This window comes from Oleiharenicola lentus, from assembly GCF_004118375.1.
GTDB lineage: Bacteria > Verrucomicrobiota > Verrucomicrobiia > Opitutales > Opitutaceae > Lacunisphaera > Lacunisphaera lenta.
This window is the reverse complement of sequence record NZ_SDHX01000001.1, coordinates 1,813,198-1,839,287: the sequence shown is the minus strand read 5'-3', so window position 1 is coordinate 1,839,287 and position 26,090 is coordinate 1,813,198. Positions and strand designations below refer to the sequence as shown.

Below are 26,090 nucleotides of genomic sequence, written 5' to 3'. Positions count from 1 at the left end.
TTAGTGGCCGCCCTCCTTCGCGGGGGCGGGCGCATTCAGGCCCTGTTCGTCGGGATAGTTGTAGGTGTCCTTGAGGCTCATCAGGTAGGCGACAAGGGCCTCGGCCCGGTAGGTCGGCACCACTTCGGAGCCTTCGGCGGGGGCGTGTGTGCCGGAGAGCTTGAGCGCCTTGTAGGAGGACTGGCTGCCATTCAGCGAACGCACCTCGTAAAGGAACTTGTGCGCCGGCATGTTGGTGCCGGGGGCGACCGACTCCGGGGCATAAAGCAGGCCGTGGAAAAACTCGGCGCTGGCGTAGGGCCGGGCGGCGACATTGCGCAGGTCCGGACCGAGGCGGCTGGAACCGATCAGCACGGACTGCTCGCGGATGTAGTCGCGGGCAAAGCTGCCGCGCTCACCCCACTTGCGCTCGATGTCGGCGCCGAAGCCGGCGTACCGCACCTGCTGCGTGTGGCAGGTGGCGCAGCCCAGATCCTGGTAAACGAGGCGGCCCTGGTCGGCGATGCCGCTGAGCGGCGCCGGGTTCAGGGTCTGTTCGATCGGGTCCTTGAACTGCGGGAGCGAGCCGATCTGTTTGTGTGCGCCGAGCAGCAATCCGGCCCAGGAGACCGCCAGCGTGGCGAAGACGCCAAGGAAAATGATGAGACCGTTTTTCATGCGTGGCCCTCCTTCCCCGCCAAGGCGAGCGCGGGCGGCACCGGGATGGAGACATTGGCGGTGCCCTGCGAGTTGATGGGGCAGGCAATCCAGACAAAGTTGATGAGGAAAGCGAGATGGCCGACGAGCAGAACGCCCAGGCCGACGGTGTTCAGCATGTGCCAGCCGGAGAGCGCGGCGGTGATGTCAGCGAAGCCGACCGAGGCACTGTTGAGCAAGCCGCCCTGCTGCCACCCGCCGGCACCGTAGCCGATGACCAGCAGGATGAGCCCCACGACCGTGGCGCCGAAGTGCGCCTTGATGAGGGCGGAAGAACGCCACTCCTTGCCGGTCAGGCGTGGCAGGAAAAAGTAAGCGGCACCGAAGATCGCCACGGTGAAGGTCGCGTAGAGCGCCGACCAGTCCCGCAGGGTGCCCAGCAGGGTAAACTGTGCGATCTCGGCAGACCGCGGCAGGGACAGCAAGAGGGTCAGGATCACGTTGACCAGAAAGCCACCCATCGCGAGCAGCACGAAGCGGAGTGAAAGACTGCCGCCGACATGGCCAAACCGGCCGGAAACGGTGCCCATGAAGTTCAGACCAAAGATGATCAGCGGCAGGAGCAGCGAGAAACTGGCCACCGTGCCGAGCGTCGGAATCCAGACCGGCACCGGCGCGCCGACGAGACGGGCGCCGCCGGCGAAGGCCGAACAGATCACGAACCACCAGAACGCGAGCGGCGCCAGATAGTATTGGCTGATGGGTTTGCCGAGCAGCTTGGGCAGAAGGTAGTAAATGGCGGCGAGGGCCATCGGCAGGAACCACAGGGCGTAGAGATTGTGGACATACCAGGCGTTGACGACCGGCTGGAGGACACCGCGCACCGGGGTGCGGATGAGCATCACCTGCGCGATGCTGTAAATCCACGGGAACCAGAAGGCGGCGCCGAATAGATACCACTGCGAGGCATAGATGTTCTCCGTGTTGCGGATGCTGAAGGTCGTGACGGCCCAGACACCGATCAAGGCGTAGGCGCCGAGCAAGAGCAGCGCGACGTGCTTGGGCATTTCCAGCAGCTCAAAGGAGGTGGAATACCCGCCCAGAATGCCGGCGAGGCCGAGGGTGACACCGACGTTCCAGAACTTTGCGGCGACAAAGAGCCAGCCACCGTGGCGCAACGTGGTGGCCGACAGGCGAGCCATCAGCCAGAGCCCAAAGGCGAAGGCGGCATTGAAGCCCCAGCCATAGACGAGCGCGTTCTGCGCGGCGGGGGCGAGGCGACCATGGGTGAACCAGGCGCAATCCGCTAGGAAGGACGGGGTGTGCAGCTGGATGTTGGCCGCGAGCTGGAGCGCTCCGCCGGCGATGAGCCAGAGCAGACCCGAGACGAGGAAGACGGTGACCGGCCACCGGGCGGAAGCATCGATCTCCGCCTGCTCGGCGCGGCTGTGGGAAACGTTGGGATTCATCAGCAAGGGTTACTTCTTGGCGAGGTCGCGGACCGTGAGCTCGATGGCCCGGTCAATGGGCAGGCGGACCACGCCCTTGGACTGGTCCACCCAGCCATAGCTGGTGGCGGCGGCCTGGTCCTTGGCGTGGTGTTCATCAAGCCGCGCCTTGCGCTCAGCCGGCGTAAGGACGCCCTCAACCGGCTGGACAGTGGCGGCGTGCGGCACATAAATGCGGCGCGCCAGCCAGCCAAACGCGGCAAAGCACAAGATTACGATGACCGCGGTGAAGACCGGGGTGCGGTGCGGGAAGGAAAAGTTGGAGGAGGAATCGCTCATATCCAGTGGGGACGGGCGGGCGCCGGCTCCGGAGCCGTGGCGTCATGATGGGTGAGAGACTCGACGATGCGGGGATCGCGAATCGGAATCAGCTTGGCCTGACCGCTGCCGTAGCTCTTCAGGTAGGACCAGACGCAGATGCCACCGACGCCGACCACGGAGCTCAGGACCCACAGCAGGTTGAGCGAGAGGAACGGCAGGGGCTGTTCATGCGAGTCGCGGAGCGCGGGCAGCACGTTGTAGCAGATGTCCACGAGGATCACGACGGCGATCCAGAGGCTGATCTTCAGTGCAGGCCCGAGGGTGGACTTGCGGCGATAAGAGAGCCAGAGCAGGAACGGCACGAAGAAATGGCCGAAGAGCAGCCCGAGTCCCACCCACTGCCAGTCGCCATGCTCACGGAGGTTATACCAGAAGGTTTCCTCCGGCACGTTGGCATTCCAGATCAGGAAATACTGCGAGAAGGTGACGTAGGCCCAGAACACCACGAAGGCGTAGGCGAGCGCCACGAGGCAGTGCAGCTGGTTGGTGTTGAAGATGCCCTTGTAGTCTCCGCGGGTGTAGAGCCACCAGGTGATGACCACACCCATGGCCAGGGCGGCACGCATGCAGTTGGCGAAGAACCACACGCCATACATCGTGGAGAACCAGTGATACTCGAGGCTCTTCATCCAGTAGATGGCGGCAAAAGTCAGGGCGAGGGCGTTGAACGGGATGCCCCAGGCCGCGGTCTGGCGGTTCTTGTAGGTCCAGTTCACGTCACCGTCCTTGTCCTGATTGAAGGAGTTGCGGCGCAGGAGCGCGGAGAGGCCCATCCAGCCGAGGAAGAACACCACCGTCATGCCGGTGAACATCTCCTTGCTGAGGAACGCGGCCTTCTTCAGGTAGAGCGGATCGTCACCGATGGTGCCGTGTCCGCCATGCAGGGGGTGGCTGAGATCCATCCAGTGCCAGATGAAGCCGGGCTTGGCCCAGGCCGAGATGACCAGCGGGATGAAGAGGATGAACAGCCACTTGAAGGCCGAGAGTCCGTGCTCGAACTGGCGGCGGATCACGGTGGACCAACCGGCATCGAAGATATGGTGGATCATCACCAGCATGAGCATGCCGATGGCAACGGCGGTCCAGTAGCTGATGCCGACCACGTAGGACAACGCCGCCCCGTGGGCGTCCACGAAGAGACCGATGGCGGTGAGCACGAGCCCGGCGATGCCGGCCAGGAGAAACTTGTTGGCCAGGGCGGCCGTCGAGGCGTGAGTGGAGGGAGCGGCGCTCATGTTACTTCAGGCCTCCGCGTTGTTCGAGAGGGACATCGTCAATCGTGGCGTGGGCGGCGCGTTGCAGGGCTCGCACATAGGCGATCACGGCCCAGCGGTCGTCGGGGCTGAGTTTGTCAGCATAACCGAGCATGGTGTTCTTGCCGTTGGTGATCGTGTTGAAGAACTCGCCTTCCGCCATCGAGCGGAAACGGTCCTCGTGATAATTCGGGGTGGCCACCATGCCGTAGGACTTGGTGATGCCGTTGCCGTCGCCGAGTGCGCCGTGGCAGGGAGCGCAGTAGATCTGGTAACGGTTCTGGCCGCGGCGCACGAAGTTCTCGTTGAGCTCCAGGCCGGCGGGGAAGCCGCGGACGAACGAGCCGTCGGCGTGCTTGCCGGCGTAACGGGCGTCGTCGGCGCGCAGGTAGGCGTCGTCGGACTCCTGGCTGTTGCGGCCGAAGGGCACGGTGCCGGCGGGGATCGGACGGTCGGCGCGGCCGTCGGCGAAGAACTTGGATTCCGCCTGCGGCTTGTATTTGGCCTGGTGGTCCATGTCGGGCCAGATTTCGACCGGGGGACGGGTGGAGAGCGAGCCACGGTAGCCCATGACCGAGAGGGTCAGGATGACGAGGAACGCGAGGGTGTAGTAGGCGTAACGCATCTTATTCCTCGATTTCGACGATGTCCTTGCCGCCGGCGCGCTGCAGCAGGGCGCGCGTCTCGGTGGCGTTGAATTTCGGGTCGGCGGACTCGATCACAATGTAGAAGCGGTCATCCAGCGCGCGGACGAACTGCGGGGCCTTCAGCACGGGGTGGTAGTGCATGGGCAGTTTGTTCAGGAAGAACATGCCGAAGATAGTGGCGAAGGCGGTGAACAGGATGGTGAGCTCGTAGGACACCGGGAAGGCGAACATCGGGCTGAAGTAGGGCTTGCCGCCCACGATCAGCGGATATTCGTAGGCGCCGGCCCACCAGATGAACGACATGCCGGTGCAGAAACCGGTGATGCCGCCCGCGAGCGAGAACCGCGGCACCCGGGAGCGGCGCATGCCCATGGCGGCATCGAGGCCGTGGATGGGGAACGAGGTGATCGTGTCCCACTGCGAGTAGCCGGCATCCCGCACCTGTTCACAGGCGTGGAAGACATCCGGCACGGTGTCAAAAGCGGCGATGATTCCGTAATTTTTGCTCATGGCAGGGTCCTCAGTGCTTGTGCTCGCCGTGCGGGTCGGCCTGCGGGATGACCGCCTTCACCTCGGACATCGGCATGATGGGCACGAAGCGGATGAAGAGCAGGAAGAGGACGGAGAAGACACCGAAGGTGCCGAAGAACGTGAAGATTTCCACGATCGAGGGCGAGTAGTAGCCCCAGCTCGACGGCAGGAAGTCGCGGGCGAGCGAGGTCACGATGATCACGAAGCGCTCGAACCACATGCCGACGTTGACGAAGATCGAGAGGATCCAGACCAGCGCGGTGTTCTCGCGGACGGCCTTGAACCAGAAGAACTGCGGCGTGATGACGTTGCAGCCGATCATGATCCAGTAGGCCCAGGCGTAGTGGCCGAACGCACGGTTGATGAACGCGAAGCCTTCATACGGATTCGCGCCATACCACGCGATGAAGAACTCCATCGAGTAGGCGTAGCCCACCATGGTGCCGGTCGCGAGGGTGATCTTGCACATGCAGTCGATGTGATACTGCGTGATCAGGTCCTCCAGGCGGTAAACGGCGCGCAGCGGGAGCATGAGCGTCATGACCATGCCGAAGCCGGAGAAGATGGCGCCCGCCACGAAGTAAGGCGGGAAGATCGTCGTGTGCCAGCCGGGGATCAGCGAGACGGCGAAGTCGAACGACACGATCGTGTGCACGGAGAGCACGAGCGGGGTCGAGATGCCGGCCAGGATCAGGTAGGCCATCTCGTAGTTGCTCCACGCGCGGTTGGAGCCGCGCCAGCCCATGGCGAAGAAGCCGTAGATGCGAGCCCGCATCATCTTGCCGGCGGCCGTGAAACGGTCGCGCATCGTGCCGAGGTCGGGGATCAGGCCGATATACCAAAAGAGGCAGGACACCGTGCCGTAGGTCGAGACCGCGAACACGTCCCACTCCAGCGGCGAGCGGAAGTTCTGCCAGATGCCGTTCGAGTTGGGGAACGGAAACAGGTAGCCGGGCATCACCGCGAACCAGATGCGGCCGACGTGGAACACCGGGAAGATCGCGGCGCAGACCACGGCGAAGATCGTCATCGCCTCGGCCGCACGGTTGATCGAGGTGCGCCACTTCTGGCGGAGGAGGCAGAGAATGGCCGAGATCAGGGTGCCGGCGTGGCCGATACCGATCCAGAACACGAAGTTGACGATGTCCCAGGCCCAGTTGACCGGATTCGCATGACCCCACACGCCGACGCCCGTGGCGACGAGGTGGATGAGGCCGGCGATCGTGAAGCAGGCCACGAAGCTGGCGACCACGAAGCACACCCACCACCAGGTCGGCGTGGTGCCTTCGACGATGCCGCAGATCTTGTCGGTGATCCACTTGAAGTCCCGGTGATGATGCACCAGCACCGGGCGCGCGAGCACCGCGGGTTTGACCTCGGAGAGGATGGCGGGAGCCGGATGATCAGAAGCGTGTGAGGCCATTAATGGGTCCCTCCGTTCTGCTGACCATGGTCGGCATGACCATGGCCGGCGCCGTGCTCGGCGTGACCGTTCTTGCGGTTATACTCCACGCGGCTGAGCGGGAGCTGGGAATAATCCGGCATGTGCGGGTTCGGGTTGCGGAGCTTGCCGAGGTAGGTGGTGCGCGGGCGGACGTTCAGGTAGCCGAGGACCGCGTAGTCGCGCTCCTGGGCCTTCAGCTTGGAGACCGCGCTGTTCACGTCCTTGACGTTGCCGAACTCGATGGCCTCGACCGGGCAAACCTGCTGGCAGGCCACCTTGATCGTGCCGTCGGGAATCTCGGGCACGCCGTTGAGGCCGGTCTTCCGCTTCTGCGCGATCTTGGCCTGCTGGATGCGCTGGACGCAGTAGGTGCACTTTTCCATGACGCCGCGCATGCGCACGGTGACGTCCGGATTTTTCACCATCTTGACCAGTTCCGGCATCTCCTTCTGGTGACCGAGCGGGCCCATGTAGAGCGAGTCGGTGGCGCGCTTGTTGAAGTCGAAGAAATTGAAGCGACGAACCTTGTAGGGACAGTTGTTCGCGCAATAGCGGGTGCCGATGCAGCGGTTGTAGGCCATCGTGTTGAGGCCCTCCTCGTCGTGCACCGTCGCATTGACCGGGCACACGGTCTCGCAGGGCGCGAGCTCGCAATGCTGGCAGGTCATGGGCTGCATCGAAACCTGCGGGTCTTCGGGCAGCACGGAGTTGCCCCCCTCGACGCCAAACGCCGTCGGATCGGCCTGGCCGTCGGAGTAGTAGCGGTCGAGACGGATCCAGTGCATCTCACGGCCGCGCTGTACCTGGTCGCGGCCGACGATCGGGATGTTGTTCTCCGCCTGGCAGGCGATCACGCAGGCGTTGCAGCCGATGCAGGTGTTGAGGTCGATGGACATGCCCCACTGGTGGAGGCCGTCGAACTTGGCGTTCTCGCCGGCGAAGTCGGGCGTCTCGTAAAGCGACTGACCGCGGGGCGTGGTGCCGGCGCGCTCGGCCGTGATCTTGGCGCGCTCCTCACGGGACAGCTTGGCGAAAGCCTCGGGCGTGAGGTCGCCGTAGATCGCGGGCGAATGCGACTCCATGCCGATGCCGGTCACGAAAGCGGGGTTCTCCTTGAACTCGTCGAGGTTGGCCTCGCGCACGATATCGCGGCCTTCCATGGACCAGTGCTCCTGCGTGTTGGCGAGGAGCTTGCGCTCGCCGGTCACGCGGATCGTGGCACCGGTGACAAAACCCATGCTGTCGCCGGTGCGGATCGCATAGGCATCGAAGCCGGCGCCGGTGCCGACATGACCGGTCTTGGTGCGGCCGTAGCCGAGCGGGAGGACGATGGTGTAATTCGAGAGACCGGGCTGGATGTGCAGCGGACCGGTGATCTTGCGGCCGTTGACGGTGACTTCGCCGAGGAAGGCGTTCTCCTTGCCGACCGTGAACTCCGCCTCTTCCTTGCGGGCAACCTGCAGGAGACTGCCACCGGGCACGATGCCAAGGTCCTTGGCCAGGCGCGGGCTGATGAGGATCGCGTTGTCCCAGGCGATCTTGGTCATCGGGTCCGGGCACTCCTGGAGCCAGCCGTTGTTGGCGAAGCGGCCGTCATCCATCTTGTGATCGGTCACGAAGCGGACTTCGAGGCTGTCCTTGGAGAGCGCGGCAAAGGCCGGAACCTTGGAGAGTACGGCACCGGCACGCTGCGGATCGAAGGCGACATCCACGGACTTGTAGGCCGAACCTTCGGCCAGACCGTCATGGAGGAATTTCTCGAAGGCCTTCCGGTCGCCGCCGCGGGTCGTGAAGACCTGCTCGTAGGCGTCGGGTTTGGCTTCGCCGGCGAGGCGGGCCAGCAGCTCGACCTCGTTCAGGCCGTTGAAGAGCGGCATGATCATCGGCTGCACCGGCACGATGGTGCCGTCCACGGTGCGGGCGTCGCCCCACGACTCGAGGTAATGGGTGGCCGCCAGGTGCGTGCCGGCCAGCGCGGAGGTCTCGTCCTGATAGTAACCGTAGCGGATGACCTGCGGCACGGACTTCAGCTTCGCCCCGAAATCGAGATCGGCAGGCGCGTTATAGGCCGGGTTGCCGTTGAGGATGAAGAGGGTCTTGACCGACTTGGCGTCGATGGCGGTCGTCAGGGCCTGGATCGTGGAGGCGGACGATGGCTCGACGGCGACGAAGTCCACGGACTTGCCCGGGGCGCCGAGGAACGCGTTCATCGCATAAGCGAGCACATGGACGGCGGCGGGCTGATGGGCGCCGGCGACCACGAGGCTCTCGCCCTTGTGTGCCAGCAGGTCCTTGGCGCACTGCTCGACCCACTCGGCCTTGATGTCGAGCCCCTTGGTGAGCGACTCGAAAACGGAGGTACCCAGCACCTTGCCCGCGAGGGCGGCGGCGAAGGCCAGCATGTGGTTGCTGGCGAGACGCAGGCGGTGGTCGGCCATGCTGCCGGTGAGCGAGAAACCGCTCTCCGCCACATAAAGGCGGTTCATCTTGTCGGCGTCTTCCTTGGAGGAGACGCGACGGCCCTTGGCGAAATCGCGGGCGTAATAGAGCGAACCGGCCTCGGCGTGGAAGAAATCGGCGTCGATGCTGACGATGCGCTTGGCCTTGGCGAAGCGATAGACCGGCTTGACGTTCTTGCCGAAGGCAGCTTGCGCGGCGGCAATCGGAGCCTCGTCCTGCACGGGCTCGTATTCGGCCCATATGGCGCGGGGAAATTCCTTCTTCAGCTTGGCCACCAAGCGGGCACGGGTCGGCGAGGCGGATTCGTCGGCCAGGAAGGCGAGCCCTTCACCGTTGCCGGCGTAGGTCGAGCGGATCTTCGCGAGGAGGTCGTTGACATCGGCCACGTTGAGCGTGCGGGTGCCGGCCGTGTGGGCGGAGGCGCGCTCCGGGTCGTAGAGATCGAGGACGGAAGCCTGGGCGAGGAGCGAGCTGGCGCCGCCGTGCGGCAGGTAGCTGGGATTGCCTTCCAGCTTGGTCGGGCGGCCCTGATGGGTCTCGGCGACGAGCGGGATGGCCGTCTTGCGCAGGGGCATCGCGGTCGCGAAATAAAGCGGGAGGCCGGGGACGGTGTATTCGACCGACTTGCCGTAAGGCAGGATGTGCTTTTCGGGACGGCGGCAGCCGGCGAGACCAAGACCGCCCAGGGCGAACGAGGCCGCCATGAGGCGCATGAACTGGCGGCGATCGACGCCGTTCAGCTCGGACGCGCCCTCGGGAAACTCGCGGGCCATGTGCTCGCGGAAGCCGGGCGTGTCGGCCAGTTCGTCGAGGCTGCGCCAGTATTTCGGGCCGGTGGGGGCGCCGTTCGACAGGCTCGCGGCAGGGGAATGGTCAAATTTGCGTTTCATCAGCGATGGCAGCCGGAGCAGCTCTGCGGGGGCATGATCTTGGCGTGTTCGACAAATTGCTGGGCCTTCTTGAGCCCCTCGGGGCCTTGGTCAATGAGGCGGGCGGAGTTCAGGTTGAAAACATCCTGCGGGTCGCGGATGCGGGCGGCCGGATCGCGGTGGCAGTCGAGGCACCAGCTCATGCTGTGCGGCTGGTCCTGCTTCACGACTTTCATCTCGTTCACCTTGCCGTGGCACTCGACGCAGCTGACGCCGCGGGCGACGTGGACGGAGTGGTTGAAATAAACGTAGTCCGGCACGGCGTGGATCTTCACCCATGGCACCGGATCACCGCTCTGGTAGCTCTGGCGCACGGGCTCGAGCAGCGGGCTCTGGGCCTTGATCGTGCCGTGGCAGTTCATGCAGGTCTGCGCCGCGGGAACGCTCGAGGTCGCGGACTTCTCCACCGAGGTGTGGCAGTAACGGCAGTCGAGACCAAGCTGGCCGGCGTGCAGGCTGTGGTCGAAGGGCACCGGCTGGACCGGAGCATAACCAACGCGGAGGTAAGCCGGGGTGGCGTAGTAAGTGATGCCTGCCGCCGCGACACCACCCAGGATACCGAGGAAAATCAGGATCTGCAGGGGCAGGGCGTTGGCGGATTTCGGGAAGATCTTTGACATGTGCGTCAGACTGGAACCCGGCGAAAAAAACGAAGGATCGGCAACCGTTCCCCCTGATTAAGCGCAGAATTCAGGCTAGCGATTGTGTGTGCGGTAAAAAGAGAGCCAGAGCAAAGAGAGAGGCCATGGGGGATGTAAAACAAAATTTCCGGCCAAATCACCCTCCCCCTGAATATTAGCAAAGTCCGGGGACCCGGATGCGCTGCTAATTGTGAAAACAAATAACGCGCCGTGCCCTCACCGCACAAACTCACCGTCGCGCATCGGCTTGATCTCGTCGCAACGGTTCGCGATGTCGGGGTTGTGGGTCACCAGCACGACCGCCTGGCCGTTTTCCTTGGCGAGGCGGGTGAGCAAATCGAAAATCAGGCCGGAGTTCTTGACGTCCAGGTTGCCGGTCGGCTCGTCGGCCAGGATGATGGCGGGCTGGTTCGCCAAGGCGCGGGCGATGGCCACGCGCTGCTGCTCGCCGCCGGAGAGCTGGGTCGCGAGGCGGTGGGTTTTCTCGCCGAGGCCGACATCGGTGAGCAGACTGCGGGCGCGGGCGGCCATCTCCGGCTCGGACAGGCGTCCGAGCTTGCGCATGGGCATCATGACATTGTCCAGCGCCGAGAACTCCTGCATCAGGAAGTGAAACTGGAACACGAACCCGATATGTTCGCCGCGGGCGGCCGTGCGGTCGAGATCGCTGCTGTTCGACATCAGCTGGTCCCGGATCCAGATCGACCCGCCGTCCGGCTGGTCGAGCAGCCCGAGCAGGTACAGCAGCGTGCTCTTGCCACAGCCCGAAGGCCCGACGATCGCGGTGACATTCCCGGCCCGCGCCTCGAAGGAGACCCCGCGCAGGACATGCACCCGCCCCTCCCCTTGCCCGAGGTAGCGGTGCAGGCCTTCGCAACGGAGGGCGATGCGCCCCGATGGATTGCCGGAGAGAGGAGGCCGGAGGCCGGAAGAATCTGGATGGGATGCCGACATCAGAAGTCCTTTTGACGAACCTGCACATATTTGTGCAGCATGGCCGATACTTTGCGGCTCTTTTCCAACAGCTGACCCGCCACCGGTTGCTTCAGCTGACCGAGCTTGGCTGCCAAATAAATCTGGGTGCGCAATTCGCCGCTCGATCCCTTCGAATAATTGAGAAACTGCACAAATTCACGGTTGGAACTGCGTTCGTAACCTTCCGCCACATTGGAGGGAACAGACACTGCCGCCCGCTGCATCTGATCTTTCAGGCCAAAATCCCGCGAATGCTCCATGGCTTTATAGACTTGCACCGCGAGTTGCATGCTTTCCTTCCATACTTCCAGGTCTTCAAAACGTTTGATGGGCTGCTTCATGACACGATCTCCTTGGGTTTGTTTGTTATAGCCCGTTGAAATTCCCGATTCCGGTCTCCGGTCTCCAGCCTCCAGCCTACAGTCTCCAGCCTCCAGTCTCCGGCCTCCGGTCGCAAAAAAGCTCCCTCCTCCCTTCTCCCTGCTCCTGACATGACGGCGGGAGCCGTCATGTGGACGTCCCCCGGATGATGTCGCCCGGCTCGAGGCGCGCGGCGCGGCGGGCGGGGATGAGCGAGGCGACCATGACCATGGCCACGGCGGTGAGCACCGCCGCCACATAATGCCACGCGGACCAGCTCACGATGAAGGTGTTGGTCCGGAAAATGCCGGTGATGTTGAGCGGAATCCGCGACACCGCAAACGTGCCGCCCGCCCCCAGGATGCAGCCGACCATGGAGCCGATCGCCAGGACGATGGTGGCCTGCCAGAGGAAAATCTGCGAGATATCCTCCCGCGTGTAACCCATCGAGCGGAGGATCGCGATTTCCTTGGTCTTCTCCATGACAATCATCGCGAGCGTATTGAACATGGCCAGACCCGCGATGAGCGAAAACATGGAGACGGTGATGGCCGACGACAGACGCAAGGCGCGGAAGGTCTCCAGCCAGGTTTTTTCGCGGCGCTGCCATTCCCGCACCCCGTGTTTCAGCACCTCTTCCATCTGGAGGGCGTCCTCGTCCGCCCGGTCGCGATCATAGACGCTGACCTGGATGAAGGTAGCCCCGGTCGGTTTCTTCAGCTGCGAGCGCGCCTCGGGCAGGTGCAGATAGATCCGCGTCTTGTCGATGTCGCTGACGCCGGTCTGGAAAACCGCCGAGACGCTGTAGCGGCGGAGCTGGCCGGCGGATTCGAGGAGAAAGGAGTCCCCCACCCCGAGTTGCAGCCGGTCGGCGACTTCCTTGCCGATGAGGGCCCCCGCGGCCTTGGTGCGAAAATTGTTCAACTCGCCCTGCACGATCTGTTTTCCGAGTTCCGAGACCGTGATGTGGTTGTCGATGTCGATGCCGAAGAGCTTCACCGTTTCGCTCTTGAACGAGCTCGCCAGCACGGCCGAGCCGGTGATCACCTCGGAAACGCCCCGGACATTCTGGAATTCCCGCAGCGCCTTGATGATCTGCTTCGGCTCCTCAATGCCCTCGATGTATTTCCGCCCCTCTTTCTGCTGGATCTGGAAGGTGCTGCCGCCGTCGGGGCCCCCTGCCTCGCGGGAGCGGATGGTGTCCTGCATGCGGTCCTCCACCCGGATGGCACCGTCGTTGCCCAGGATCGTCTTGATGAAAAACTCCTCGAAGCCGCTCGTGGTCGCCTGCGTGACAACGAACAGGCCGACGCCCAGCACGATGCACGAAAGACTCATCAGCATGGCCCGTTTCTTGGCCGTGAGGAATCGGAAGGCGATGCGCAGGGTCGGGGACAAGGGATGAGGCGGGAGAAAGGAGGAGAGAGAAGGTGAAGGAAGCGGGGAGAAGGGACGGACTGCGAGGAAGGTCTTGGAGCTGGGTGGCGGGGAGCTGCGACTGGCTGGCCGGGGCAGCTGGGGTCAGTGGTTATGGCCCGAGGATTTCCTTGCTCCCTCCTCCTTTCACCCTACGCCCTGCACCGGGGCTAGCCCGCATGATTCACACCCAGAGGTGAGAAATAGGCACCCGGCCGGGCCGACCTTGTCGGGGCTAACCGCGACGAAGTCGCTTTTGCCGAAGGCAAAACGGATACTTCTGATTCAACGTCTTTCATGGGGGTGAAATATCCGGGCTAGTTTGCGGTGCGCGTGCGCACGCGTTGCCCGGGACGGAAAGTGTCCAGCTCCTCGACGATCACGAGGTCACCCGCGGAGACGCCCTTCAGGATTTCGACTTCGTTGAGGGCGGTGTAGCCGACCTCCACCGAGCGAACGACCACCTGGCCGGACTCGACCAGCATCACCTGCTTGCTGCGGAGGGCGCGGCGAGGGATGATCATCTGGTTGTCTCGCTGGCCGATCACGATGACCACCTCGCCCGTCAGGCCGGGCACGAGCTTGTCCTCGGGGATCTCGACGTTGAGATGGATGGTGTAGCGCTGGGTCTCGGCGTTGGCCGTGGGCAGCTTCTTGGTGAGCGTGGCACGATACTGCTGCGGACCGTAGCTGAGGAAGCTCACCCCGGCGGCCTGCCCCACGATGAGTCCGGCGTAGTTTTCCTCGCTGATCTTGGCCTCCACCACGCGGCTCTTGGAAATGAGCGTCGCCAGGGTGAAGTCGCGCCCGATGAGCTCGCCCGGCTTGCCGGCGATGTTGAGTTCGGCAATCACCCCGTCAAACGGCGCCACGATGGTCATCTTGGCCTTCTCGCGCTGCTTGGCCCGCAGGGCGTTCTCCAGGTTTTCCACGCCCAGCTTCAGATTGACCTCCTCCAGATCGACGCGTTGCACGAGCTGCTGGTAAAGGCGTTTCTCCCGTTCGAACTCCGCCACGGAAAAGGCGCCGGCCTTTACGCGGCGCTCGAGTTCGTTCAGGGAATCGAGCTTGTTGTCCCGCTCGGCGCGCAGGGTGGAACCGACCTGGGCGCGGCGCCGCGCGGCCTCGAGGTCGTTGGCGATGCGCTCGATCTCGATGTCCACGTCACCGGTGTCCAGTTGCAGCAGCACTTCGTCCTTGGTGACCACGCGCCCCGGATTGAGCGAGGAGGTGACGATGCGGCCGCCGGCCTCGCTTTTGACGGGGAGCACGGATTCGGCCTTCACTTCGACGCTGCCGGGCACGGAATTGACGGCCCGGCCGCGCACCACCGGCACCACCACGGCCACCGGCCGCAGAGCGATGAAGTAAACATAGGCGGCAACCGCCAGAATTCCGCCGGCCACGAGCCAGCGCCAGGGAAAGGAGGAGGTGGAAACCGCAGGCTTGGTCATTTGCCGGCCGGGAGGTTGGCGAGCACGGGGTCCTCACGCACGGTGCCGAGCAGTTCGCTGACGTGCGTGAAATACTCGATGCGGGAAAGATAGGCGGTGAGCTGCATGTCGTAGAGATTCAGTTGCGCAAGGTTGACCTGCTCCTGAGCGACCGCACCGCGGGAGAATTGTTCGGTCTTTTCCGACAAGTTGCCTTCGGCGGAATCGAGCAGCTTGTTGTTGATGGCGGCCGAACGCGCGGCAAAACCCGCCAGTCGGGCCTGGCTCTGCACGTGTTGGGCGAGCCGGTCGGTCAACACCCGGTAGTCACTTTCCATGCTGCGGAGGCGGGCCAGGGAGGAACGCACCGCCGAACGGGCGCTGAAGCCGTCGAAAATGGTCCAGCCGACGCTCACGCCGGCATAGTAGGAATCCACCTTGTATTTCGAACCCAGCGCGGTGTAGCGCTGTTCGTCCTGATTGGCGCCGGCGACGAGGGAGAACTTGGGTTTGAGCCGGGTTTTGTGATTGGCCAGATTGAGCCGCTCCAGATCGAGCGTGTTGCGCAGGCTGACGGCCTCATGGCTCGGGAGCTCGGACTGGGCCAGATAGCCCTGCACCAGCGAATTGAGCGCGGTGCCCTGGTCTTTCACCGGCGGAATTACGTCCGGCACCGCCTCGGCGCGGAGCGGCGCACCGGTCAGGCGGGCAAAGGAGGCGAGGCCGCTTTCAAATTCAAAGGCCGCCCGCTCGGCCGTGACTTGGGCGCGCTCGGCGTCGATGCGGATGACAAACATCTGACCTTCGGAAATGACCTTCTGGGCCAGCCGTTCCTCGCCCTGCTTCAGCTGGTTGTTGGCGTAGTCGAGGGCATAAGCCGAGCGCTTGGCGCGGAGCTTGTCCACGATGAGCTTCAGATAGGCGTTGCGCACCTCCTGCGCGAAGAGCCGGTAGCCCTCGCGGTAGTTGCCTTGGGCAATGAACTCACGGATTTCGCCCATGCGGGCCGTGTTGGTGCGTTCGCCCCAGTGGTAGAGGGGCTGGGAGATGCTGAAATCGTAATAAGTCTTCGGCACGCTCATGCGCACACCGAGATCGGCGCGACGCTCGCGGGCTTCATAGTAGCGGAAGGCGCCACCGACCGTCGGCAGGAGGCCGGCCCGGGCTGCGATGCGGTCGTTCTCCGCAATTTCCAGATCAATGGCCCGGCTGAGCATGCGCGGGGACTGCGCGACGGCCTGCTTGAGGATGTTATCGAGCTCGGGATAGAGCTTTTCCACCGTCACAACGTCCTGCGCGAAAGCCTGGACGAACAAACCACCGGTCAACACCACACCCGCCACCAACAATCGAGAGAATTTCATGGGATAATTGACAGACAAGGCGCCGCAAAGCCGGTGCCTTGGCAACAGTAAACGCACCGCGCTGGGCGCGCCGCGCCCAGCGCGGCGCGAGTTGAAGTCTGAAGTTTAAGTTGAAGCCCCACTAGCTCCTAGCAGCTACTCCCTAGTCGTTGGTCCCTTCTGCCTCCACCCTTCAACCTAAAGTATTTTTAAAAAGTGTGGCCGCGCTTAAGCCGCAGGCGAAAGCGTGGTCAGTGGACCACCACGCGGCGCCGACGCCGCGCGAGTTGAAGTCTGAAGTTTAAGTTGAAGCCCCACTAGCTCTTAGCAGCTAGTCCCTAGCCACTAGTCCCAAGTCCTTGGTCCCTTCTCCCTCCTCCCTTCTGCTTTCTCCCGGCGCACCGCGCCCACCGTCTACCGGCCCCCAGTACCCGATCAACTTAAACTTCAGACTTCAACTGGCGCATCGCACCCACCGTCCACCGTCCCACCGTCTACCGTCCCACCGTCTACCGTCCCACCGACTCCTGCCTCCCGTCTCCATCCCTTCCCCCCTCCACCTTTGCCTACGTTTTGGACGAATGTCCAAGAACGTCGGACAAACACCGGGCGGTGAACACACCGCAACGGTGTCACTGCCTACGTTTTGAGCTGCGCTCAAGAACGTCGGACAAACACATGTGCCCACTGCAGTGGGCAACAGTGTTTCTCCCGGCGCACCGCGCACCGCGCCCACCGTCTACCGGCCACCAGTACCCGATCAACTTAAACTTAAACTTCAGACTTCAACTGGCGCTGCGTGCCCACCGCCCACCGTCCCACCGCCCACCGACTCCTGCCTCCCGTCTCCATCCCTGCTCCCTCCTCCCGCACTGGCGCGCAGCGCGCCACGAAAGCCCTTGCCCTGCAAATCGCCCGACGGATACAACGCCCCATGCCTCCCCGCCCCAACGCGATCCTCGTCACCCTCTGGCGCAATCGCAGTCTCGTGGGTCAGTTCACCAAGCGGCAGGTCGAGCTGAGGCACAAGGGCAGTCATCTCGGGCTGGTGTGGTCGCTGCTGAATCCGCTCTTGATGTTGGCGCTCTACGTCGTGGTCTTCGGCTACATTTTCGGCGGACGCTTCAAGCCGGAGGAACTGCCCGAAACCCGCGTCGAATATGCCCTCGTCGTTTTCCTCGGTCTGGCCATCCACCATTTTCTGGCGGAGGTCATGGCCACCTCCCCCTCACTGGTCACGAGTAACCCGAACTTCGTCAAGAAAGTCGTCTTCCCCTTGGAAATCCTGCCCGCCGCCAACCTCGGTGCCGCGAGCGTGCATTTCCTGATCACCCTCGGACTGGTGCTGGGCGGGGCCTTGGTGTGCGGCGTGCCGTTGCAAGCCGGGGTGTTGTGGCTCCCCGTGCTGATCCTGCCGCTGGCCCTGATGGCCCTTGGCCTTTCGCTGGGGCTTTCCGCGCTCGGCGTATTCTGGCGGGACGTGGCCCAGATCACCCAGTTTCTTTCCCTGGCCCTGCTCTTCGCCAGCGCGGTCTTTTACCCCGTCGCCAAGATACCGCCCGAGATCTACACGATCCTCCGCTTCAATCCCCTGCTCCTGACCATCCAGGAAGCCCGCAGCGTGGTCTTCTGGGATCACCCGCTCAACTTCACCCACCTCGCCTACCTCGGCGGCTGCGGCCTGATCAGCTATCTGCTCGGCGCCTGGATCTACCAGCGCCTGCGCCCGAGCTTTGCGGATGTGTTGTGATTCGCGCCGACCCGGCGCGAGTTGAAGTCGAAAGTTTAAGTTGAAGCCCCACTAGCTCCTAGCAGCTAGTCCCTAGTCCTTGGTCCTTGGTCCCTTGCCCCTGCTCCCGCTCAGCGCACCTCCCTCCTCCTTTGCCTACGTTTTGAGCATAGCTCAAGAACGTCGGACAAACACATGTGCCCACAGCAGTGGGCAACAGTGCTCCTCCCGCGCTTCGCGCACACCGTCCGACCGTCTACCGGTCTCCGGTCTCTCGCCTCCGTCCACTGTCCGACCGTCCTCCGGTCACCGGCGCGCAGCGCGTCCCGCGCCTCGCCCTGCCTTGACCTTGTAGCCAGAATAACTAGCTTGCAGCCATGAAATCCCATTCGACCACTGTCGGAGTTTTCGAGGCCAAGAACAGCTTGTCCGAATTGATCGAACGGGTGGGACGCGGCGGCGAGGTCACGATCACCAAGCACGACACTCCGGTGGCCAAGCTCGTCCCCGCCATCGATTCGCTCGCCGCGGCGCGCCTCAAAGCCACCAAGGAACTCCGCGTGATGAGCCGGAAATACCGGCTCAAGGGCCTTTCGGCTCGTGAACTCATCGCGAAGGGACGACGGTGAGCGATGTGGTCGTCGATTGTTCGGCAACCCTTCCGTGGGTGTTTGCCGACGAATCCACCGCCGCCACGACCGCCCTGCAGGACGAAATCGCCCGCGGCCGGAAGGTGTGGGTGCCATCCCTCTGGCATCTGGAGATCGCGAATGTCCTGCTCGGAACCAAAAAGCGCGGTCGCATTGACGAAGCCGGCATCAGGAAGTTTTTCTCCACGCTTCAGCTTTACGATATCGAGGTGGACATGGAGACCCCTTCGGTCGCGTGGAGCCAAACCCTGGCCTTGGCCGAACAATACGGGTTGACCGCCTACGATGCCGCCTACCTTGAGCTGGCCCTGAGAAAGGGACTGCCCCTGGCCTCGCTCGACGGCGATTTGCGCGGTGCCGCGCTAAAAGCGGGGATCGATCTGGCGCTCAACTAGCGCCGCGCGAATTGAAGTCTGAAGTTTAAGTTGAAGCCCCACTAGCTCCTAGCAGCTAGTCCCTAGTCCTTGGTCCTTGGTCCCTTGCCCCTGCTCCCGCTCAGCGCACCTCCCTCCTCCCGCGCTTCGCGCACACCGTCCGACCGTCTACCGGTCTCCGGTCTCCCGCCGCCGTCCACTGTCCGACCGTCCGACCGTCCTCCGGTCACCGGCGCACCCCGCACCCCGCCTTCTCCTTAAACTTAAACTTCCCACTTAAACTGGATTGAGCGCGCGTACGCGCTCAATCCAGATACGGCGTATATTCCGGAATGATGCCCTTGATCTGTTCCTTGATGGGATTGGGACTGACCGTGTAGAGGATCGGTTCAAGTTGGTCGATGGCCTGCGCGCTGGCCGCTGAGGCGTCGCCTGAGGGCACAAAGCGCATCACCCGGGGGTGCTCCGTCGGCAGATGCTGTTCATCGTGGTGTTGCAGCTCCTCGTAGAGTTTTTCGCCAGGCTTGAGGCCGGTGAACTTGATTTCGATGTCTTCCCCCACCTTCAGGCCGCTGAGTTCGATCATCTGGCGGGCGAGATCCGCGATCTTGACCGGCTGCCCCATGTCCAAGACGAAAATCTCGCCGCCTTTGCCCATCACGGCCGCCTGCATGACCAGGCCGACCGCCTCGGGAATCGTCATGAAGTAACGCGTGACATCGGGATGGGTGACCGTGACCGGGCCGCCTGCAGCGATTTGCTTTTTGAAAATCGGCACCACACTGCCCGAGGAGCCCAGCACATTGCCAAAGCGCACGGCGATGAATTTGGTAGCCGGCTGCGCGGCTACGGGAGAATGGAGAATGGAGGAGGGAGAAGGGATGCCTGTGCCGACAACCCGATCCCCGATTTTCGTTGGAGGCTCGCCAGCCTCCTGTCTCCGGCCTCCGTTCTCTGCCAACCCGGCCTCCGCTCCAAGGACCGTCTGCACCACTACCATGCGCTCAGGCATGCTCCCGGCCATCCGTGCTCCCTGCTCCTTTCTCCTTTCTCCCGCCTGCAGGCGAGCCTGCAGGGCCTGCAGATGAATCTCCGCGAGTCGCTTGCTCGCACCCATGACGTTAGTGGGGTTGATGGCCTTGTCGGTCGATATCAGCACGAAGGACTCGACCTTGAACGCCGCCGCCATTTCGCCCAAGAGCCGAGTCCCGATGCTGTTGTTGCGAATGGCCTCGGAAGGCTGGCGCTCCATCATGAAGACGTGCTTGTGCGCCGCGGCATGGAAAACGACCTGCGGGTGGTGCTTGGAAAAGACATCCTGCATGCGAACCTGGTCAGTGATGTTCGCGACCAACGGCACGGCGATGGCTCCCATGCCCAGTTCGTTCATTTCCTGCTCAATCTGGAACAGACTCACTTCCGATTGCTCCACCATGAGTAGGCGCTGCGGGTTCAACCGGGCGATCTGGCGGCAAAGTTCGTTGCCGATGCTCCCACCCGCTCCGGTCACCATCACGACCTTGGATTCGACAAATTTCCGGATCGCCGAGGTATCGAGCGCCACCTGCTCGCGCCCGAGCAGATCCTCGACCTCAACCGCCCGCAGATGACTGGCCTTGGCGCGGCCCGAGGCGAGATCCTCAATCGCGGGGACGATCTCCACCTTGTATCCCTGTTGTGCCAGCAAAAGCACGATTTCGCGCACCCGCCGCTGCGGGGCCGATGGCATGGCCACAACCACCGTGCGCACGTCAGGCAACTTGCCCTGGGAAATAGCATCAGGGCCGCCGAGCACCGGTACGCCGTGCAGCAGGCGTCCCCGTTTCTTCGGGTCGTCATCAAAAAAAGCCACCGGCTTCAACCCGCGAGCCGGCTTGGCCAGCAATTCCCTGGCCAGAGAAGCGCCGGTGTCCCCCGCCCCGACGATTACAATATCCTCAGACTTGGTCCCGCGATCCGACAGATTACGCTCTTGGTAAACGCGCAAGGCGATGCGGAAAGCACAAAGACCGACGATGCTCAGCAGGAGATCGATTAGCAGCACACCACGTGGGAAAATATAGCTGGCTTGGCCGAGCAAACGGGGCGTGATCAACAACGCACTGCTCGCCGCCATCGCCACCGCCACCCGGATCAGATCAGGAATGCTGAAGTAGCGTAACATGCTCCCCATCTGCCGCAATAGGACCAGGCCCAGAAACTTGACCACGAGCGCATATTTCAGGAGGCGCAAGCGCTCTTCTTGCATCTCGGGCGGCGGCGCGAAATCGAACCGCAGTTCGTAAGCCAAATAGAACGAGGTCGCCAGAATGGCCAGATAGCATCCGACGGTAAGCAGGAAGCGCAGGCCAAACTGATGCTGAAAAGATTTCATGAAGGAAAACCAGGGATTCAACCACATGGCCCGGCTCTGGCCCAAGCCGGACTCATGTCTTAATCCCTGAGGCAAACAGTGACATCCGGTCCCACTCGAGCAGGCAAGAGCAAAGCGCGCTCCTCGCCGGGCGCAGAACGCGCCGTTTAACCCGCATATTTCACACCCAGAGGTGAGAAATAGGCGCCCTGTCGGGCCGACTTTGTCGGGGCTAACCGGAGCAACGGATGACAGTGAGAAAACCGCCAACAGTGCGACCTCGTTGCAACCGGACACCGTCTACCGTGCGGCTTCGCCGCAACCGCCCACCGCTCACCGCGCCTAAGCCAGGCGAAGACGGTTCTACCCCGCCTGAGGCGCTGCCTCGGGACGAGTCTCGCCGAAGCTCGGCGTAGGCGGGCCCTCTGTCCCTCCTTCTGCCCTCACGACCGAACAAGCTTGCCTTTCTTCGCAAAGTGTAACTTTGAGTTACACCTTAAATGAAGACCATCACCCTCAAGCAGCTCCATGCCAAAACGGGCTCCTTGGTGCGACGGGCGGCGCGTGCGCCGGTGCAGGTGACCGACCGCGGGCAACCCATCGCCATTATCACCAGTCCTGACTCGCCTGGCGTGGATGTCTTTGGCCAGATCCGCCGGCTCCGCGCGCGACTGAGCCTTGACCGCGGCGAAACAGCCCGGGATCTGGTCAATGCGGGACGCCGCTTGTGAAGTTTCTCGTCATCGACGCCTCGACCGCCCTCGGTTTCCTGATGCAGGATGAGCAGGCGCCGCATGCCCTGAAGGCCATGAGTGCGATGGAGGATGGGACGCCGGTGCTCGTGCCGGCCCACTGGTGGGTGGAAGTGGCCAACGGCCTGATCATGGCTGAGCGGCGCAAGCGGGCCACACAGGCCGACATCACGGAAGCACTGCACCTCGTCCAGGCTCTGCCCGTGACCACCGACGACGAAACGGGCCGGCGCTCGGGCAGCGATACCGCCGCGCTCGCCCGACAGTATGGGCTCACCATCTACGATGCCGCTTATTTGGAATTGGCCATGCGCCGCGGCGCCACTTTGGCGACGGATGATCGCACGCTCAGGCAGGCCGCCACCGCCGCCGGCGTGCCCTTGCTCTCCACCACCTGAAAGTTGCCCATTTAAAGTTGAGGGTTGAGCTCTGCGCGCGGGCACTTGACTGAAGTTGAAGCGAGAAGACGTTGCGCCTCCCTGTCCTTCGCCTTCAACATAAACTTCAAACTTAAACGTGACCACCGCAGGTGCGAACCATGTCGAGCGACTCCGCCAGCCAACCAGCCTCCTCGCCTGCAACACAAGGGCAGGACGAGCCGCGCCACAGCCCTCAAGGCGGCGGCGGGCCTCCTTCCTCCCTTCTCCCGCCTCCCTCCTCCTCCGGAAGTAGGCTGGGAGCGTTGCTCCCGTCCTATTTCCGGTCCGGCTGGGCCTTCCTTATCCCCTACCTTGTCGCGTATTTGCTCTATGCGTGGCTGAAATGGCCGGTTAATGCTGGTGCGGGAGAAAGAGGCATTGAGAATGAAACAGGAACGTGGGTGCCCTGCTTGCTGCATGTTTACTGGACCCTCCACGCCATCCACCTGATTCTTGGCGGAATCGCCCTCCGTTTTTGGTGGAAGCGCACAGCGCAGGAGAAAGGTGAAGGTTACAGGGGAAAAGGTGGTCCCCTTGTCTCCGGTATCCAGCCTTCAGTCTCCGGCCTCCGGCCTCCGCCAACCGTCTACCGACTACTGTCCACCGGTTACCGCCTCCTGCCTTGGGCCTGCCTCGCCCTCCTCTTCTGGATCCCTGGCCTCTACCTCGAGTGGCCCTCCGACCCGTGGGAACACCTCCGGCGGATCAATGAATGGCACATCCTTGAGCAGGTCACCGCCCACTCCTCTTGGACCAAATCCAGCTACTTCCTGCCCTATAGCCTGACCGGACACACGACCGGTCTCGCGCAGCTCAGCCTCCTGAATTTCTATTATACGAGTGTCTGTCTGCTGCTCAGCTGGCAGTATTACCGTTTAGCTCGCGCCGTTGGCTTAAGCGAGCGCGCTTCATTTGTCTTCTTGCTCCTGAACGCCCTCACCTTCGGCAACAACATCTTCTCGTTCTACCGCTACTACGGCCTTTCGAGCAGCATCCTCGCCCAGATCGGCGCCATCGCACTTACGCGCATTACGATTGAGGCACTCGGAGCTCAAGGGAAGCAGGTGACTCCACCGTCTACAGGCTACCGTTCACTGGTTAGATCACTACTCCCTACTCCCGCTTCCCTTCTCAAATTGTGTGCGTGTACCTGCGCGCTAAGCGCCCTGACCGCACTCAACCACATCCAAGGCCTCGGCATCGCGGGACTGGGCATTCTAGCAGTCGTCTTCTGGAGCCTGATCAAATGGAAGCGCGCCGCCTTTGGCTGGTTAGCAGTTGTCATTCTGCTGCTCAGCGTTGCCACAGTATTATTTATCCCTAGGCAATATCTCCCTAATTCCGAATTACTCAACCTTGGCTGGCTCACACCTTGGTATGGGTTCAACCACTGCACCCCCGGATCGGTTGCATTTGTCAATATGCTCGGAACTGTTGGCCTCTACGGGGTCTTGGGCCTGACTGTAAGTCTGTTCCTGATCAGCCATAACAATGTAGCTGGCTGGATGACGATCACCCCATTTCTAGTTCTTCTTTGTCCATTTTTTTCTATTCCGTTTGCCAACTCCATTGCCGGAGGGATTACGGTCTATAGCCGCATGTTTTTGGCCATGCCAGCCGGTTTAGCCCTTGTTATTACTTGGCATGCTGCGCTCCAGAGTTTTCGTCCAACGGCTGGCAGAACGGTCAATTCCATGGCCCCATCCAGCCTTTCTCCACAGTACATAACAGTGTGCGGAGCATTAGCTGCAATGGTCACAATACCCTCCTCATCAGCTTGGGGTCCAACCAGAGCCCAGCATTTACTCGCCATCACACCTGACGATCTTCAGCTGAAGGCGATTCATTCTATCGCATCCGCTGTGTTGGAACGCTCCACAGAAGAAACCTGTAGATTTATTTCACCGGCCCCCACTGCTAGTATCATTCACACCCTCCACCCCAATCTGCTCGGTTTGAGTGAGCGCCGAAACTGTATAGCTCGCCCAATTTCGAATTCAATTTTCTCGGTCGTGGCCATCACCGCATCCAACCGCCCAATGTATTCCGAAGAGGTCGCCTCAATAAATCGCGATCCCTCAGTTAGGCACCGAGATCAATGGGTTTCTTTGGATCCAGATGTGGCTGAATTTGTAGCAATAGAGGGGTTTCCGCCCAGTGGAACTGGTCTACAAAATCCAGCTGGACGGAGATGCACAGTATTCACTGCAGAGTTAATTCCAATCAACCCGCGAAGCGCCTATTTTGCAGAACTCAGCATTCGGCAACTAACGGATACGAAAGCAACCGCCTACCTCTGCATCGCATGGTATGATGCTAACGGAAGATTTCTTGAAAGTAGTTTGCCCAGCCCTCGCGGTGCCGGGTCCCCGGCAGGCTGGGGTAATGGCACTTTCAGCTACTTTGGGCTCATTCAGGATGTCGCGCCCGCCTCATGGACCACCTATCGAATTTCGATGGGACCAAGTGAACCAGTCTCGATACCTGAATCCGCTTCATTTCTCAGGATCGGAGCGATACTGAATGATGCGTCGACCCCTGGAGCTCGGATCCAGTTTACAGGAGCGCATATCTGGCAGAAACATCGTGATATACCCATCATCGCCAGCGGCACTTTCTTGAGTGACGAGCAAATATATGTGCTTCTAGCCTCGCCTATGTTGCTCAGTAGCACGCAATCCTATACTGCATTTCTTTCCCGCCATTGGCCCGTAAATCAGGTGGCTAGTGATCTAGCCGGTGGCGCCGAATTGTCCGCCTTGGCTCATGCTTTAGCGCGAGGGCCCACACCAATCATAATACGCATCGAGAACACTCATAAAGTTACTGACCTGCGTTCTGCCAAGCCACCAATAGCTAAAGCCACTACCAAGGGCGACTAGACCTTTAGATCACGAACCAATTCTCGGTTAGATAGATGCCACTCAACTGTCCGCCGCAAACCTTCGGCTAAAGGCACCTCGGGACGCCAATTCAACAGTCTCTGGGCTTTCGAAATATCAGCCCAAGTTTCCTTCACGTCAGCAATATGGAAAGGCTTGCTGGATATCAGTGCCTTTTTACCGAGTGCCCGTTCTATCGAGGCAATAAGCACCTGCAAAGTGATCGGGGTTGCCCCACCACCTAAATTGATGATCTCAAATCCACCACAATCCAGCGCCAAGATTGTGCCACGAGCGATATCGTCGACGTAGGTAAAATCACGTGCTTGAGTTCCATCACCGTAAAGCTCCAAGCGGGTCCCTTCATCTATCCACTTGATAAATCTGAGAGGACTCATGTCAGGCCTACCCGCAGGTCCATATACGGTAAAATAGCGAACGACAGAGGTTTTGATTCCATACAGCTTGTAATAACTAAACGACATTAATTCGGCTGCCTTTTTTGAAACGGCGTATGGTGAAAGTGGCGCATTTACTGGCAGCTCCTCTGTGAACGGCATGGGGCAGCCCGCGTACAGCGATGAAGTTGATGCAAGTACATGATTTTGGACGCCATACTTTCGCATACATTCCAAAATATTGAGCGCCCCCACCGTGTTAGTGGACAAGTATAGATGTGGATGCTCCATCGAATACCTAACACCCGCTCTGGCGGCCAAATTAAAGACACCGTCAAATTTATATTCGACGAATAGAGCATCGAGTCCCGCCAGATTCTCAACATCGAGAGCCCTGAAGTGGAAGTTCCCATGGCTGACGCATACACCGTCAAAACACGAGGCCTTGGGATTGCCGAGGACATGCGCATATGACCGCTCAAGCAATCGGGAAAGCCGCCAATCCTTCAGCCGAAGATCGTAATAATCATTGAGGTTGTCGATGCCGACGACCAAATGCCCGTCGCGAAGCAGAAATTCCACTACTTTGGAGGCGATGAAACCGGCAGCTCCAGTCACAAGATAACTAGCCATTGA

The 26,090-nt window shown here is 61.8% G+C and carries 21 protein-coding genes and 2 pseudogenes; 6 read left to right on the top strand and 17 right to left on the bottom strand.

What is annotated here, in order from left to right:
* From ESB00_RS07645 to ESB00_RS07580, 14 genes are all read right to left on the bottom strand, one after another.
* Window positions 1–657 (bottom strand): cbb3-type cytochrome c oxidase subunit II, encoded by a 657-nt coding sequence (locus ESB00_RS07645; RefSeq protein WP_129047114.1) that lies wholly within the window; start codon window positions 655–657, stop codon window positions 1–3.
* Window positions 654–2,105 carry a cbb3-type cytochrome c oxidase subunit I gene (locus ESB00_RS07640; protein ID WP_129047113.1) on the bottom strand — a complete coding sequence of 484 codons (1,452 nt, stop codon included), beginning with the start codon at window positions 2,103–2,105 and terminating at the stop codon, window positions 654–656. Before ESB00_RS07640 ends, ESB00_RS07645 begins: the two co-directional genes overlap by 4 nt.
* A gap of 9 nt (window positions 2,106–2,114) precedes the next feature.
* On the bottom strand, window positions 2,115–2,423 hold the full coding sequence (locus tag ESB00_RS07635; RefSeq protein ID WP_129047112.1) for a hypothetical protein: 309 nt from the start codon (window positions 2,421–2,423) through the stop codon (window positions 2,115–2,117).
* Window positions 2,420–3,700 (bottom strand): hypothetical protein, encoded by a 1,281-nt coding sequence (locus tag ESB00_RS07630; RefSeq protein WP_129047111.1) that lies wholly within the window; start codon window positions 3,698–3,700, stop codon window positions 2,420–2,422. Before ESB00_RS07630 ends, ESB00_RS07635 begins: the two co-directional genes overlap by 4 nt.
* Window position 3,701: 1 nt before the next feature.
* The gene (locus ESB00_RS07625) at window positions 3,702–4,343 is read right to left on the bottom strand and encodes a c-type cytochrome (RefSeq protein WP_129047110.1); all 642 of its coding nucleotides are present in this window, start codon (window positions 4,341–4,343) and stop codon (window positions 3,702–3,704) included.
* 1 nt (window position 4,344) lies between these two features.
* Complete coding sequence (locus ESB00_RS07620) at window positions 4,345–4,875, bottom strand: DUF3341 domain-containing protein (RefSeq protein WP_129047109.1); 531 nt, start codon at window positions 4,873–4,875, stop codon at window positions 4,345–4,347.
* Window positions 4,876–4,885: 10 nt separating this feature from the next.
* Entirely contained in the window at window positions 4,886–6,319 is a 1,434-nt protein-coding gene (gene nrfD / locus ESB00_RS07615; RefSeq protein ID WP_129047108.1) for an NrfD/PsrC family molybdoenzyme membrane anchor subunit, read from the bottom strand.
* Window positions 6,319–9,690, bottom strand: a complete 3,372-nt coding sequence (locus tag ESB00_RS07610; protein WP_129047107.1) for a TAT-variant-translocated molybdopterin oxidoreductase — start codon at window positions 9,688–9,690, stop codon at window positions 6,319–6,321. The genes nrfD and ESB00_RS07610 overlap by 1 nt, the downstream gene beginning before the upstream one ends.
* Window positions 9,690–10,349: a cytochrome c3 family protein gene (locus tag ESB00_RS07605; RefSeq protein ID WP_129047106.1), complete on the bottom strand. Its 660-nt coding sequence runs from the start codon at window positions 10,347–10,349 to the stop codon at window positions 9,690–9,692. Before ESB00_RS07605 ends, ESB00_RS07610 begins: the two co-directional genes overlap by 1 nt.
* Before the next feature lie 237 nt (window positions 10,350–10,586).
* Window positions 10,587–11,324: an ABC transporter ATP-binding protein gene (locus ESB00_RS07600; RefSeq protein WP_129047105.1), complete on the bottom strand. Its 738-nt coding sequence runs from the start codon at window positions 11,322–11,324 to the stop codon at window positions 10,587–10,589.
* On the bottom strand, window positions 11,324–11,686 hold the full coding sequence (locus ESB00_RS07595) for a four helix bundle protein (RefSeq protein ID WP_129047104.1): 363 nt from the start codon (window positions 11,684–11,686) through the stop codon (window positions 11,324–11,326). The genes ESB00_RS07600 and ESB00_RS07595 overlap by 1 nt, the downstream gene beginning before the upstream one ends.
* A 166-nt stretch (window positions 11,687–11,852) precedes the next feature.
* The gene (locus tag ESB00_RS07590) at window positions 11,853–13,103 is read right to left on the bottom strand and encodes an ABC transporter permease (protein WP_129047103.1); all 1,251 of its coding nucleotides are present in this window, start codon (window positions 13,101–13,103) and stop codon (window positions 11,853–11,855) included.
* A 335-nt stretch (window positions 13,104–13,438) separates the two neighbouring features.
* Window positions 13,439–14,575, bottom strand: a complete 1,137-nt coding sequence (locus ESB00_RS07585) for an efflux RND transporter periplasmic adaptor subunit (protein ID WP_129047102.1) — start codon at window positions 14,573–14,575, stop codon at window positions 13,439–13,441.
* Window positions 14,572–15,918 carry a TolC family protein gene (locus ESB00_RS07580; RefSeq protein WP_129047101.1) on the bottom strand — a complete coding sequence of 449 codons (1,347 nt, stop codon included), beginning with the start codon at window positions 15,916–15,918 and terminating at the stop codon, window positions 14,572–14,574. Before ESB00_RS07580 ends, ESB00_RS07585 begins: the two co-directional genes overlap by 4 nt.
* Window positions 15,919–16,831: 913 nt before the next feature.
* On the opposite strand from ESB00_RS07580, the gene ESB00_RS07575 reads away from it, so the two are divergent.
* From ESB00_RS07575 to ESB00_RS07565, 3 genes are all read left to right on the top strand, one after another.
* On the top strand, window positions 16,832–17,647 hold the full coding sequence (locus ESB00_RS07575; RefSeq protein ID WP_129047100.1) for an ABC transporter permease: 816 nt from the start codon (window positions 16,832–16,834) through the stop codon (window positions 17,645–17,647).
* 356 nt (window positions 17,648–18,003) lie between these two features.
* Window positions 18,004–18,255: a type II toxin-antitoxin system Phd/YefM family antitoxin gene (locus tag ESB00_RS07570; RefSeq protein ID WP_129047099.1), complete on the top strand. Its 252-nt coding sequence runs from the start codon at window positions 18,004–18,006 to the stop codon at window positions 18,253–18,255.
* Window positions 18,252–18,671 (top strand): type II toxin-antitoxin system VapC family toxin, encoded by a 420-nt coding sequence (locus ESB00_RS07565; protein ID WP_129047098.1) that lies wholly within the window; start codon window positions 18,252–18,254, stop codon window positions 18,669–18,671. Before ESB00_RS07570 ends, ESB00_RS07565 begins: the two co-directional genes overlap by 4 nt.
* Before the next feature lie 283 nt (window positions 18,672–18,954).
* Here ESB00_RS07565 and ESB00_RS20175 read toward each other — a convergent pair.
* Together ESB00_RS20175 and ESB00_RS20170 are read right to left on the bottom strand one after the other, a co-directional pair.
* Window positions 18,955–19,482, bottom strand: a pseudogene (locus ESB00_RS20175) (polysaccharide biosynthesis protein); the annotation flags it as partial.
* Window positions 19,483–19,722: 240 nt separating this feature from the next.
* Window positions 19,723–20,814: pseudogene (locus ESB00_RS20170) on the bottom strand (polysaccharide biosynthesis protein); the annotation flags it as partial.
* Between the two features lie 689 nt (window positions 20,815–21,503).
* On the opposite strand from ESB00_RS20170, the gene ESB00_RS07555 reads away from it, so the two are divergent.
* From ESB00_RS07555 to ESB00_RS07545, 3 genes are all read left to right on the top strand, one after another.
* Window positions 21,504–21,734, top strand: a complete 231-nt coding sequence (locus ESB00_RS07555) for a type II toxin-antitoxin system Phd/YefM family antitoxin (protein WP_129047096.1) — start codon at window positions 21,504–21,506, stop codon at window positions 21,732–21,734.
* Complete coding sequence (locus tag ESB00_RS07550; RefSeq protein WP_129047095.1) at window positions 21,731–22,153, top strand: type II toxin-antitoxin system VapC family toxin; 423 nt, start codon at window positions 21,731–21,733, stop codon at window positions 22,151–22,153. Before ESB00_RS07555 ends, ESB00_RS07550 begins: the two co-directional genes overlap by 4 nt.
* Window positions 22,154–22,437: 284 nt before the next feature.
* Window positions 22,438–25,056, top strand: coding sequence for an Asp23/Gls24 family envelope stress response protein (locus tag ESB00_RS07545; RefSeq protein ID WP_129047094.1), 2,619 nt, complete (start codon window positions 22,438–22,440; stop codon window positions 25,054–25,056).
* Here the strand turns inward: ESB00_RS07545 and ESB00_RS07540 are convergent.
* Complete coding sequence (locus ESB00_RS07540; protein WP_129047093.1) at window positions 25,053–26,087, bottom strand: NAD-dependent epimerase/dehydratase family protein; 1,035 nt, start codon at window positions 26,085–26,087, stop codon at window positions 25,053–25,055. The two genes, ESB00_RS07545 and ESB00_RS07540, sit on opposite strands and share 4 nt — an antisense overlap.
* Window positions 26,088–26,090 lie beyond the last annotated feature (3 nt).

Coding starts and splice junctions, on each gene's coding strand:
- ESB00_RS07640 (WP_129047113.1), bottom strand. CDS start 2,105: ATGAATCCCAACGTTTCCCACAGCCGCGCCGAGCAGGCGGAGATCGAT.
- ESB00_RS07575 (WP_129047100.1), top strand. CDS start 16,832: ATGCCTCCCCGCCCCAACGCGATCCTCGTCACCCTCTGGCGCAATCGC.
- ESB00_RS07630 (WP_129047111.1), bottom strand. CDS start 3,700: ATGAGCGCCGCTCCCTCCACTCACGCCTCGACGGCCGCCCTGGCCAAC.
- ESB00_RS07585 (WP_129047102.1), bottom strand. CDS start 14,575: ATGACCAAGCCTGCGGTTTCCACCTCCTCCTTTCCCTGGCGCTGGCTC.
- ESB00_RS07620 (WP_129047109.1), bottom strand. CDS start 4,875: ATGAGCAAAAATTACGGAATCATCGCCGCTTTTGACACCGTGCCGGAT.
- ESB00_RS07645 (WP_129047114.1), bottom strand. CDS start 657: ATGAAAAACGGTCTCATCATTTTCCTTGGCGTCTTCGCCACGCTGGCG.
- ESB00_RS07635 (WP_129047112.1), bottom strand. CDS start 2,423: ATGAGCGATTCCTCCTCCAACTTTTCCTTCCCGCACCGCACCCCGGTC.
- ESB00_RS07580 (WP_129047101.1), bottom strand. CDS start 15,918: ATGAAATTCTCTCGATTGTTGGTGGCGGGTGTGGTGTTGACCGGTGGT.
- nrfD (WP_129047108.1), bottom strand. CDS start 6,319: ATGGCCTCACACGCTTCTGATCATCCGGCTCCCGCCATCCTCTCCGAG.
- ESB00_RS07595 (WP_129047104.1), bottom strand. CDS start 11,686: ATGAAGCAGCCCATCAAACGTTTTGAAGACCTGGAAGTATGGAAGGAA.
- ESB00_RS07600 (WP_129047105.1), bottom strand. CDS start 11,324: ATGTCGGCATCCCATCCAGATTCTTCCGGCCTCCGGCCTCCTCTCTCC.
- ESB00_RS07555 (WP_129047096.1), top strand. CDS start 21,504: ATGAAGACCATCACCCTCAAGCAGCTCCATGCCAAAACGGGCTCCTTG.
- ESB00_RS07540 (WP_129047093.1), bottom strand. CDS start 26,087: ATGGCTAGTTATCTTGTGACTGGAGCTGCCGGTTTCATCGCCTCCAAA.
- ESB00_RS07605 (WP_129047106.1), bottom strand. CDS start 10,349: ATGTCAAAGATCTTCCCGAAATCCGCCAACGCCCTGCCCCTGCAGATC.
- ESB00_RS07570 (WP_129047099.1), top strand. CDS start 18,004: ATGAAATCCCATTCGACCACTGTCGGAGTTTTCGAGGCCAAGAACAGC.
- ESB00_RS07625 (WP_129047110.1), bottom strand. CDS start 4,343: ATGCGTTACGCCTACTACACCCTCGCGTTCCTCGTCATCCTGACCCTC.
- ESB00_RS07610 (WP_129047107.1), bottom strand. CDS start 9,690: ATGAAACGCAAATTTGACCATTCCCCTGCCGCGAGCCTGTCGAACGGC.